Here is a 12,611-nt window from a genome sequence, read left to right as displayed (position 1 = left end):
CAAAGGAAATGACATTACGCAGTCTGCGTTAATTGTCATTTCCTTTTTCTTATATTGAAGGAGAAGGGGAGGTGTGAACTTTGGAGAACCAGAATTTTACGAATTCCAACGAGGTATTCCCGATTATTGATCTGATTCGACGTGAAGTACGCAAGGAAAGAGTACATGCGGGTCAGGCGGACGGTTTGTTGGATAAAAAGGCTCAGGAGGAGCCCAATGTCATTACCATCGATATGGCCCGTGAAATGCCACAATATCCTGCATTGGTAACGTCAGTGCTGTACACCTATGATAACGGTTTGTCGGAACGGCTAACGCTGTATCGAGACGATCTGTTGCAGGTGACCGGATTTTTTATTGAATTTGAAGCCTCCACAACCCTGAACGCAGAAATGGAAGAAGAGGCTAATATTCTGACGTTAAACGCTATACGGGGAAGCATTATCCGGGAAAATGGCTTGTTCAAAAATCTGACTCTTGATTATGTAAGGGCGGTGTAATCGTTGTCCAGTGGTTCTAATTTTGCAAGCTATATGGTAGGCGGGCGTTTGGACCCGCCTTTTATGCCAACGAAGACCAGACCGTACATTGTGGGCAACCGAATTGAATCGAGAGGAATTGGCAGGGTAGAAAGCACAATGCAAGTCAGTCATGATTGCGAACTGCTTGCGGTAGCTGTGGGAGCGTCCTTTTACGAGTCCAGTGATTATTGGAATTTATATGTGAGAGATAAGCTGATATGCCAACGTATCTTCACGAAGGACCTGCCTGAAGGCATGTATTTTACCGCCGTTATTCCTTGTCCGAAGGGGACTGAATTTCGTTTTGAGTTCTTTAATGAAGGCGGCAGGAACAAGGATATATGGGTGAACTATCAAATGCTCCAATAGAAAGGTGGTGAAACATCATGCCAGAGGATAGTCCTTGGCTGGACATGCTCGTTAACGAAGACCAGCTGTTGAGTCAGATTGTGAGCCTTTGCTCTAAAAACGGATGGGATATGGTGGATGAATTTCATAAGGTCGTGTATTCAAGCAGATTGACCAAACCTGTGATTCAGCGCTTCTCTCTTCCACTCGCGGGCTCCTATGTAGATATTCCCAAGCTTGCGCATAAGGATGACTACTATGTGTATTTGGATGACGAGCTTATGCCATCTTCCTATTATTCAGCAGAAGTGAAAAAGGATGGCGGACAACGTATTACCTTCGCGTCGGGAGTTTCAGGAGAGGCCGCTGTTTATTACAGTGATCTGAACGGCTCGGAGGAATTTGAATTTGTTGTAGCCAAGCACTATATTTTGCGAAATGTATCGGGGCATCTTTTTGGCGTAGCTATGCTGGGCAGTGTGAAGGAAAAGCTGCACAATACAGGCTCAAAAATCCCTTTCGCTATTCACAGGAAGCATGCTGATTGGGGAACGCAGCTGGAGCCGCAATCTGATGGTATATTCTCTTGGGCTGTACAAAAGATCGAAGAGGCCAACCTGTTTGAGCGTCATACGATGTATTTTTATCAATTGGAAAAGTTCGTGAATACGAGCAGAATGATTGTGGGCTGGGAACAACCCGCTGATTTCAAGCGGCTTGCTTTGGACGTAGAAATTCAATCCTCCATGTGGGGGCTGCACGAGGAAACCCAAGCGCTTCAATGGAGGATCACGCATCAGTTTCCTCAATTTTATCAATCGCCTTACGTTGCTTCGCGGACACGGATTCCACAACTGGATCGTTATGAACAGGTGGCCTCCATGAATGTGAAATTCACCAACTGGTGGCAGGACAGCAAGGTCCAGCTTAGAGGCTACGTCGATGGAAAGTCTGCCATGCTGGTTTTGCTGGCAGATACGGCACCTGCCTGGGAGCGTAATGCAGTACCTTCGATCCCGATCTATATGGGCGACTTTGATGTCCAGAGCAATACAAATTCAATCATGAACGAGAGTTGCATGTTTGAATTGAATGGCGGCGAGGAAGCTCGCAAAGCAACCTTTTTCTCGGATAGTCCTATGGTTAATACCGGATCGACGATGAAGGTGTGGTTATCGGGAGATGTGGCTGCGGAGTCAGACTATATATCTCTGCGTATTGCAGGTCAGGAGCTTGTAAAGCTGCGAACCACAGAAGCCCATACCCCTGCCGACTCCAGAGATAAGGCAGAGTATCTTGGAGAGTTCTCCGTATACGGGGTGGATGGTAAGAATTCATTTGATTTGGAAGTGTTTGCTTCTTCCGGAGTTGATGGCTTTAGTCCAGTTTCCGCAAGGGTCTGGGTGGATCTTCAAATCTATACAGAAAATGCGGGTGCTACAGCCGCTCTATTCGCAGGAACTGCCTTTGCAAAAGACGGCTTGAGTTTAGAGAATGCGCTCAGTCAATCGGCCCGCTTTGACTATGATGATACAGATCCCAAACGTCATCAGGATGTGCTTATGCCGATCTTGAAAGAATATCCTGCTCACCCGAGTAACGGTATTGATTCTGTCATGGTCAAGAGAACAAAGTATGGTGCGCGTTATCAATCGTACTATTTTGCCTGGAATGTTCCTTCGAACAGGATGCCTCCCTTGCGGGAGGACACGACGGGTGCCAAGCATGTCCGAGCCTGGAACAACAGCGATATGAGCAATGCCTATCAATATGAGTTTAATCCATCCCGCTACACGGAGCAGGTCCATTCTTCGAGAGCTTTATTAATACATCCGGAAGATGGTACACACGGAACACTACGAAATGTTATTTTACTGTCACCCTTAACTATAATGAACGGGGATGAGCTGGAGGCCGTTGATGAACACTGCACCGATGGAGAGGGCCCTAAGCATCAGACGTATTCTTATTATCTGACAGAGGGCATATCACCATTGACCAAACGGGCAGCGACACCTTATCGACCAGCAGGCATCGGTATTTTGAAGGCTGGAAATCTTCGAAGGCCGGAAAAACGTCTACCTATTTCGCCGCCTCCGTTCGTTGTATCCCTAACTCCGTCCCATATTTCTGTCCAAGTTGGGGAGGGAGTGGAATTGATTGCTTCCTATAACAATCATTCTACGATACTTATATTCAACTGGTTTGCTTCAGATGGTGCAAATCCAGAAGGTCGTACGGTGAATAACGCCCGCTTTGCTTTTCATAAAGAGGGAAAGTATACCGTTACCTTCACCGTAACGAATGAATTGGGACAGACAGGAACGGCGTCAGCGGACATTGACGTAGTTAAGTAGCAAAGAACAAATCGTAATTCAAAGAAAGGGGAGAAACAAATGTCATTCATTGATACGACAGCAGCAGCATTTACTCCAAAAGTAACAGAATCGGACTTACAGCCCCGTATGGGAGAGTTGCTCGCTACCGCAGGCTGGAAAGTCTCGGCCAATTACAAAAGGGTCATTTTTGATGCAAATATTACCCATCCCTCGGATTTAGTGAGGAACTATACAAATTATCGGATCACGGTTGCCGAACATTTTATATATTCCAATAAGGAAAATCAAAGCTTCGGTATCGCCATCGCCGGAACATGGTACCCTCGACTGACTGATTATGTGAAGCGCCCGGATAAAGATTCCTACAAGCAGTTTGGGGAATGGGCAACGAATGAATTCCGCAAATACCGGCTGTCCCATACGTTATATGTGTATATGCTGGAGGATTTGAAAGGATTAAAGCCAGACGGTGCGGATCTTGTACTGGCCTGGAACGATAATTCTGAAGCCGGACAGCTTCGGGCAGCGCTGGATATTGAAGTAGAGGAATCTGCGTGGAAGACGACGAGTAGCAGCCCCATGTTTACAGTGACCAGAGCAGAAGGCGCGCGAATGCAGTCTCCAATCATGCAAGCAGGTCTGCGCTACAAGCTGATGGAGTCTTACTACAACAGCTCTTTTAACTACCCTGTTCAAAACACAAACTGGTGGAATGATTCTGAAATCTCCGTAAAAGGGACACTTTCAGACACGAATTTCTTTTTTACCATTCAGTGTGATAATGTACCGGCTCCAGAAAACAATCTGGTTCCGATCATTCCGCTCTACTTTGGCAAGCTGGACCCGGTCGAGGAAGGCGATAGCGTATATGCTTTATTTGCAGGAACGGTTCCGATCAGGGATACGGTGAATGGAGTCGCTACGTATGACTTTGACGATACCACAGCCAAACAGCCTCATATTATGCCTTTATTAAAATCATATCCTACCTTGCCGGCTAATGGTCTGGATAATATTATGGTTAACCGCGCCAAGCAGGGTGCGAGATATCAAGCCCACTATCTTTCCTGGAATTCGCCACCCAATCTCATGCCGCCGGCCAGAACCTCTGTTGACGGCAAGAAGGATTATCCGCGAGCCTGGAATAATGCTGAAAATCCTTTGTACAAATACACTTTCAATCCTTCTCGTTACAGTGGGAAGGTGCATACTTCCAAAGTATACGTGATTCATCCCGAAGAGGGTGTGCGCGGTACGTTAAAAGATGCGATCGCCTTGGCAGCCTTTTCCTTTAATGCCAACAAATTAAGAGTCAAGCGGGCGAACTGCCCAAATGAATTTGATGTGTATCGCTACTTCCTGATAGATGGAATTTCCCCATTGACCAAAAAACCAGGCACTCAATTCAGATCCGCGGGCATTGGCTTGTATGTGAACACAGTAGATGATGAAGGAAATGAAATAAAACCCCCCTTGCCTCCGGACACGATACAATGTGGTGAAGTGAATGAATCCGGGGGAGGAAAGCTTACAGAGAAGAATCATGAAATGGGCTCTAAACCAGGCAAAGTGGTCATTGAATACGATATGTACGGTCAGGCTGACCGAATGGATGTGTATTATCAGAATGAATTAATCGCTACTACAAGTGGTCTCGTTGCTAATAAAGGTAAACTGGAGTTCGACTATAAGCCAGTTAATGGAGTGACGAGCATCAAGGTAGTCGTAAGCTCAAATACCGAATCTACACAATGGAAATATTTAGTGAAATGTCCGGTGTAGTAATCGAATAGAAGCGGAAATTCAGTTCAGTGAGAATTGGCTTGTCTTAATTTGCAATAGATAAAAATATAACCAGCTACCCAATAGTTGTAGCTTGGCTAATTTAAAATTAGAGGTGATTGATTGTGTCGTGGTTTGATGGAGATGCTACTTTTCAACTGTTTCCGCAGGAATTGGAGAAACAATTCAATGCTCATGGCTGGAAAACATTTATTAAATACCGGGCAGTAACCGGGAACCCTAGAAATACGGCGACTAAATTCGCTGACGTTCGATTGTTCAGATCCACGGGCAGTGACGGTCAGATTCGCAACTTCGGTATGGCTTTTGGTTACGGCGGGACGGTCAAACAGCCGGGAGAGATGGACTTCATCTCGCAAAACTCCGTACTTGGGGAGGCTAAGCGGTTAGAAGGCAGTGACACGCAATTGCAGGTTGTTGTACGTCCTGTAGAGCCGGACTCTGAGATGCTATACAAGAATGGCGTATACGTTCAGAAGACGGAATATACCTTTGAACCTTACAGTGGCGTATTTAAGCTCAATAAGGCAGCACTGGCAAGCGATCAATTTACCGTATCCTATGCGCCTGCTGCTAATGCTCCGAGTCTGCCCAAGCGATTATATTTCTTTACCTTCGATGATGTGCGCTCGGAAAAAATTGTAGAAGTTGTCAATAACGGAGTAAGGGTAGGCGATCCGGAATCCATCCTTCCTGATGGAGACGGAACCCGTCGAGAATTTAAAATCCCTTCTGATACGACCATCAAGGCAGGAAGCGTTCGGCTGTATATTAATCAGGTAGAGGTTTCTCCTACCGATTTTACGGTTGACTACGCAACGAATACGATTAAAATCCCGACGACAGTTAAAGCACCGGACGCTGGCAGTGAGCTTCATGCTTCTTACATCAGAGTACTGGCGGGTACGGGAACAGAAATGATTAATTTCGGGGATGTGACAGCCCGGAACTTTGATCCGGATTCCGGAGCGAGCTTAATGGACGCTGTATACTCCTGCATATACTATATTTATCCTTCGTTGCCAACAGCCCTGTCCTTTACTTCACTGGATAATTATACACGGGGCTGGCAGCGAGACTCCAGCATATATTATTGGGGAAACTTCAACAAAGACCGTATTGTCATGTTCCTGCGTCCCGATCCTACCTCTGGTCCTGAGAACACATACTTTGCACCCCTTTACATTGGCAAAATGACCACGCTTGGCAAATCGCCACGAAAAAATCACGTTCTGATCTCCGGATGTCGGGAAAAGGACGAAGTGAAATGGAGAAAGGATATGAAGCTGGGCGCCACATACGTAGACTATGGACTGAATACCTCGAACGGCAACAGCTCGGTACAGCTTCAACAGTCCATTGGCGGAACGTATTACCAGCAGCATTATCTCGCTTTCATTACACATGACAAGCAGGTGGACGCGGGTGAGTCCCGGTTTAACCCTTCGGTGTACAGCGGGAAATACCATATTTCTCCTATGTATGTGGTCCATCCCAATGACGGCTTTGTCGGTAAGCTGGACGAGTGCTATGCTGTTCATCCGAAAAATATCTCTCAGCTCGATGAGCTGGAGGTCGTAGAGACGACAGATCATGAAATTCTGGGCACAGGTGATGGGAAAAACAAGGTGTTCCATTTATCTCATCAGCCTTCCTTAAAAGATGATGGTACACCATTCAATCTGGTAATCAAAGTCAATTGTGTTGAGGTCAAATTCGGCACGGATTACACATTGGATTTGGAAACCAAGCAAATCACATTCCTGGATGGCAAAGCACCGAAAGCGGATGAAGAGGTTTTGGCCACCTACGAGTACAAGCAGATTTACCGTTACACCTTGGCGGATACACCTGTGAGTCCGTTCACGTTGGCTACCATTAGTCCATTCGCTCCGATCGGCTTGGGTATTCTGAAGGAAACGCTTGTTAAGAACAGTTAACCTGCAGGGTTAAAGGAGGTCGGCGGTGACATGCTGGACGGTAAAAAATCTTACCTGATCAGTATCACCGCCCTTTTTTCTAAAAAGGGCTATGAACTGGCATTTGGTACAGACATGATCTTGGATACACAGCGGGATACGCGTTACCATCTGTCTGCTCCTGTGAATAGTACGTACCGAACGCTGAGGCAGGATACGTTAAAGAATGCATCCAAAGCTCCATATTCCGCTACAAGTTTATTCGGGAGAGATTGGAAAGAGGCAGCGATTGCTGGTGAATTCGAGGGTCAAACCGTGGAAGCCGTTCACTCGACGATTGTATCTTACTTATCCGATATTCACAGGCATTTTAGAGGAGAAATCAGACAGAAGGCACAGCGGCCTTCACGTTCCACCACGCCAGAGGCTCGTTGGAAAATGGGCGGCAAGATCCATTCCATGGAATATGCAGATTCTATACAGCAGGGAGATCGGCAGAAGTCCGTTCAGGCTGATTTTATTGTTAATGCGGTGCAGGAGAAAGATGCTATTTCCCAAATGAGGCCACAGGCAGAGACTTCAAATGATGCCTATGAATTCGCAAATGTTGTGCCTGCCTACGAGGGGCTTCTTGATGCAGGCTCTGTATCCGAGCAGCGTCAGGGTAACGGATCGCCTTCTTCTGAGTCTGCAATTCACGGAGAAACAGTGAAACAGGGAGATACCGCTGAACAACAGACGGTTATTCAACAGATATTTCAGGATCGTGCAACGGTGGTAGAACTGCCAGTCGCGGCTGAGGGGTTGGCGATGGAATCTATATTCCAGCCAGCAGCTGAAGCGTTGCCCCATCGAACCGATATTCGGGATGCACTGATCGAGACATCACGGCCTAGTGTGAAGGAACAGATTTTGGATTCGGACGAAATCAACGCTTTAACCAAAGCCGGAAAGCTTGAGCAGGCAGTAGGAACTACGCCTAATGATTTACTGGAGACAGAGGCTAGAGCCAAGAATGATCATGCTCCCGTGGAAGCTCGTATGGCAAAGTCGGACAAAAACGTGGATGCCTTCATAGATTGGCAGATGCTTGTCGAACAGCGCCAATTTAAGGATTCCACCAACGAACAAAGCACTGCTGCATCGATGCGTTCTGGCACTGGTGCCGGGCATGAACGAATGCGCGCAACGGAGTTGAAACAGGACAAGTTCATGATGATTCATGAGTCCGCGACAGGTAATCGTATATATCTTCCAGATGCTACGGAGTCCCAGGGCATGTTGGAGGCGGAGCATGGCATATTTTCTATACAACCGGAGAACACGTCGTCCATTACAGCAGATCCAACGATGGGATCAATCACCGGGTCGCCCGAGATGGGTACGTTATCTGAAGGAATCCGCTCTGTATATGGCGAGTACGCGACAGAGATGGGCGAAGCGGGAATGGAAAATATCCTGCCAGAAGGCTTGCAGCACGTTGATGTACCAGCTGCACCAAGCTCGATTGAAAGTGTAATTCATCGAATGCAGGAGACTTCAAACGGCGGCTCACTGGAAGGGATTCAAGGTCATTCAATAGTAGGAAGCATGGAATTCTCTGACAGGACGATAGGTGTACAGACTGAAACGGTTACTAGCGGTCTCGCATCCTCAAGCGGGAACAGTTTGAATGAACCCATGAGTGTGGCTAGCCGCAATAGTGAACAAGTCTGTCCTGCCAGTCCAGATCAATATAGAGTAGCTTCAACCTGCGACGACTCTAAAGTGGTGCCAGAGGAGCAAAGCATTACAGCCTCCATCCACTCCTCGGCAGATGCCGACAATGAGTATCTAAGTTCTGGGATCCCTGAGCATCATGCAACGTTAGATGAATCTCAGCGTGGAGAGCGGGTACTCGTCAGCCAAGAAGGAGAGTTGGACGACCTTGGTTCTGCACGTTTAAATGGATTGGAGCTCGAGGGGCAGTATGAAGAGTTGCTTGCAGCCGATGTTTTGAGAGAAATCATTGCAGATTCTCCTGAAATCAGCAAGATGGCTCGAATGCTTCGGATTATGTATGGTGAGCAGGCGATGGAACTGATTGAAGCAGGGATTGAAAATATTGTGGCAGAGGCTGTGCAGGAAGGGACAACCCAGACTTCGATTCATCAAATTACAGATAGCGTCATTCATCAGCTGGAAACGTCATTGGCCAGTGGTTCGCTGGAAGCTGTCCAGATTCGTTCGGATCAGGCCAATATCGAGCATTCCGAAGGGGCGCTGCAAGCAAGCGCTGAGCAAGGAAGCAGGTCTTCCGCTAAAGAAGGGCTGCTTATCAACTTCGAATCGGGTAACTCCTTCTCTTCCTATGAAGGTGCATATCATGCGATGGGGGGAGATGCAGAAAGACATATGTCTGCCGAAGCTGAAATCGAGGCGTTGGATAAAGCATTTATGAGCTCGGAGAGTACGAATGCCATAACACAGGATATGGAAACAGGCAGAACCTTCTCCAGCACTACAGGTGTTACAGAGTCCATGGAGCAGGGAATTCTTTCTGGGTCCCTTCTGGATGGTGAATATAGTCATTTGGAAAGAGCAGCCATGAGCACTGGGAATTTGGATGCAGCGGAATCAGGACCACTGGAAAGCGCACAGTATATTGGCGAATTGGAAGCCGAGAAAGTGGCGTTGGTTCCAGCAGAGCGGACAAGTATAGAAAGTCTGGAGGCCGAGGAAGTCACGCTGACTCCATCGGAACGTGTAAGCATCGTAAGCTTGGAAGCCGAGCGGTCTGAGGTCACAACTGGTGAGCTTTTAGAACTGACGAAAGAAGCTGACGTTACTTCATCAGAGCACGCGCTTGTCTGTCCAGATATTCAGGAGGGCGTTATCAGTAGCGGTACTTACGCTGACAATCAGGAGCATAATCAGGTCTCCGATGCTATTCTCCTTGATGGAGATCAAGCAGTCTCTATGGAATCCGTTCAGGAGACGATTATTGATCAGATCGACCGGGCGGACAGCATTATGAGAACGAATGAGACTGTGGTTGAGCAGACGAATGGAACAGGTAGCCAGGTTGAAAATGTGCTTGAAGCAATATGGATTCATCAGGAACGTGCCAGTGGTGAGGAGAAGGAATACATCGGTGTCAGAGATGGTCTTGAAACTGCCCAGCCAGGAGATATCAGCAGCATGGTGGATATGCAGGAGCTGGAGCAAGGCCAAGCCATCGAAAAAACGCTACCAGCAGTGATACCTGCTCATACAGCTGCAGAGCCTGTTTTTAAAATAGAAGAAACTGAGCTACATGCTATATCTGAAGGTACTCGCAAGAAGAAGGTTATGTCTACCCGTATTGAGGCTGAGCACCAACAAGCTGCCAGAAAGAGAAAGGTAATAAAGACACAGATTACAGATGCAGAAGATGGTATTCGTTTGAAAAAAACAGCTGCTGTTCGTATCGAAGCTCCAGAGTCGGCCAAGCGTCATAAAATCTTGAAGACAGTGATTGAGGCCCCATCCGAAGCTACGAATCAATCGATACCGGTCATGCCTAAACGAAAAATATGGATGATTATGGGCAAGATCGCTTCTTGGAACATCTGGAACTGGAAGAAGACAAGGTAGGTGATAGAAATCTCATGGGGATCTACAAGAAATGGAGTGGATTGATTTTTGATGACACATTTCAAAGTGGAGAAATCCACTCCCGCTACCAATTATCTCCGACAACGGCTTGTACTTTGGATACAGGCTTGCAGCAGTTAATCATGTCCCACACAGAGCAGGAAACCATGCTTTTGTTTGATGCACCTAAGGATGAGCCTACCCTGCTGTTAGAAGTGACTGCTGACTATGTTCCTATTGCATACGGCGACGAGGGCGGGATTGTCATCTGGCAGGATGGCTACCATCGGCTGGAATTCCTGGAGAGTAGGGACACGACAACTCGGGAGTATAGTCGATGGCGGGCAGAGAAGAAGGGGAACCGATGGACCTTTTATGCCAATCGCGGATTGGGGTGGGAGCTATTTGACTCGGCTGATCTGGTAGCTGAAAAAATAGGTGTCCTCTTAAAAAATCCACAACGTGATGAATACGAGAACCTCGGTTTAGACAGGCTTGTGCTATGCAAAAGCAACAAAATAACGCTGGGAAATTTGCCGGAAGGCTATTCCGTATTTTTATGCGATCCCGATGGATATACCGTCGCTTCCTCCAAAGTAGAGCCTACGTGGACAGGGGTGCAGTTGGAGCTTCCGACGGTGCCCTTTAGCGGAATGCTGAGAGTCTATGATGAAAATGGAGTTCTTTTATCCAGCCTTGGCGCTATGGATATGTACGGTGGTGATTTGTATCTGTATGGTACTGATCTTCGCGTGCTGTGGAAAGATAAAGAGCTTAGCTTAAGCGGGGAAACCTACTTAGGCACGATGTATGACAATACCATTCAGGTGCAATTGGAGCTATATAATCCCTCGAAAAATAAGAAGGCTGAGCAAATTACGATGGGGATACTGAAATATCTGGAGGAATTTGGTTATGAGTGGGCGGACTTGAGCCATGATGATGGAATGGACCATCCGCAAGGGGATTATATGCAGCAGCTCCCTATGGGGACTCTGCCACCCGAAGGCAGGATGAAATTCTGGATGAAGGTAGAGCGCAAAAATGAGCACTTTGGCATCAAGCCCCTTCATTTTATTTTGGATATTACTCATATATAAGGAGGTGTTGGATTTTGGCAGGTACGAAAATGATGTTGCGCAGATATGGAAATGAAATCATCTATTGGGACGAGCAGGAGATTGTTGTGGATCAGGCCTACCTGGACCAGCATAAAGACTTGTACATCCGTCTGACACATCCTTATATATTGGGTACAAGGATGCTGGATGTATATTTGAATGGGCAGCATTTGCTGGCTCAGGGCGGGTATGAGGAAGTAGATGAAAACACGATTCGCCTTGATTTGGGTACTTATCCGCAGGAGCACCCACTGGCAGGAGAGGACATCCCGCTCGTGGTTGGTGATGAAATATACATCCGTACCTGGAAGCCCGAGTATCGTCAGGGGGGCGGAAGCGGTATTGATGATCTCCGGTTCAAAAGGCTGGAGGAGGAGATCGTCTCGGCCCGTAAATACACGGAGCGTGATGTTCAGTTTCACCAGTTGGATGACAGGCTGGATTATATTCAGGAACGGGCAGAGGCCAAAACGATGGTATTTGTGCTGGAACGGGTTCCGCTAGGGCCCTGCAAATATGAAATGAGATTCCCGTTTGAAGGGAAGATCAAAGAAATATATGCCTCCTGCGGAGTATACGGGACGAGTAAAAGTGAATTTTCCATTGAAAAATGCTCACAGTTCGACTATGAAACGATACCGGGCTGGACTAATATTTTCAGCCGCAACCTGACCATTCAGGCAGGTGAAAAATCAAGCAATATGAGTCCTTTACCTTATATTCTTTCTGATCCTATCATTCACAAGAACGATCATTTTCGTATTAACACTCATGCGGTAGGTGAAGGATTAAAAGGCTTGACGCTGGAAATCGTCGTTATTATATAGGGTGGAAAATAAATTATTTACAACAAAATATTACTACAATATCGGATAGGAAGGCATAAAGAAAACTTATATTGCATTCGTAACAAAACATAAAAGAGGATTTTGCAAAATCCCGACA

The 12,611-nt window shown here is 46.8% G+C and carries 8 protein-coding genes; all 8 read left to right on the top strand.

Translation table 11 applies throughout. From position 1 onward, the window contains the following. Positions 1 to 80 precede the first annotated feature (80 nt). Positions 81 to 500, top strand: a complete 420-nt coding sequence (locus KQI_RS0123645) for a hypothetical protein (protein WP_010349360.1) — start codon at positions 81 to 83, stop codon at positions 498 to 500. 3 nt (positions 501 to 503) lie between these two features. Beyond that, entirely contained in the window at positions 504 to 890 is a 387-nt protein-coding gene (locus KQI_RS0123640) for a hypothetical protein (protein WP_010349359.1), read from the top strand. Between the two features lie 17 nt (positions 891 to 907). Beyond that, a complete protein-coding gene (locus KQI_RS0123635) occupies positions 908 to 3,226 on the top strand; it encodes a PKD domain-containing protein (RefSeq protein ID WP_010349358.1) in 2,319 nt (772 codons plus the stop codon). Positions 3,227 to 3,265: 39 nt separating this feature from the next. Further along, positions 3,266 to 4,990 carry a hypothetical protein gene (locus tag KQI_RS0123630; protein ID WP_010349357.1) on the top strand — a complete coding sequence of 575 codons (1,725 nt, stop codon included), beginning with the start codon at positions 3,266 to 3,268 and terminating at the stop codon, positions 4,988 to 4,990. A gap of 125 nt (positions 4,991 to 5,115) precedes the next feature. After that, a complete protein-coding gene (locus tag KQI_RS0123625) occupies positions 5,116 to 6,951 on the top strand; it encodes a hypothetical protein (protein WP_010349356.1) in 1,836 nt (611 codons plus the stop codon). Between the two features lie 30 nt (positions 6,952 to 6,981). Further along, positions 6,982 to 10,545 carry a hypothetical protein gene (locus KQI_RS0123620; protein ID WP_010349355.1) on the top strand — a complete coding sequence of 1,188 codons (3,564 nt, stop codon included), beginning with the start codon at positions 6,982 to 6,984 and terminating at the stop codon, positions 10,543 to 10,545. Between the two features lie 14 nt (positions 10,546 to 10,559). Beyond that, positions 10,560 to 11,645 carry a hypothetical protein gene (locus KQI_RS0123615; protein WP_010349354.1) on the top strand — a complete coding sequence of 362 codons (1,086 nt, stop codon included), beginning with the start codon at positions 10,560 to 10,562 and terminating at the stop codon, positions 11,643 to 11,645. 14 nt (positions 11,646 to 11,659) lie between these two features. Further along, positions 11,660 to 12,493, top strand: coding sequence for a hypothetical protein (locus tag KQI_RS0123610; protein WP_010349353.1), 834 nt, complete (start codon positions 11,660 to 11,662; stop codon positions 12,491 to 12,493). The last annotated feature ends 118 nt before the right edge of the window (positions 12,494 to 12,611 follow it).

The sequence above is a fragment of the Paenibacillus peoriae KCTC 3763 genome (genome assembly GCF_000236805.1).
GTDB classification, from domain to species: Bacteria; Bacillota; Bacilli; order Paenibacillales; family Paenibacillaceae; genus Paenibacillus; species Paenibacillus peoriae.
Note: the sequence above shows the minus strand (reverse complement) of the source record. Positions and strands in the feature narration are given on the sequence as shown.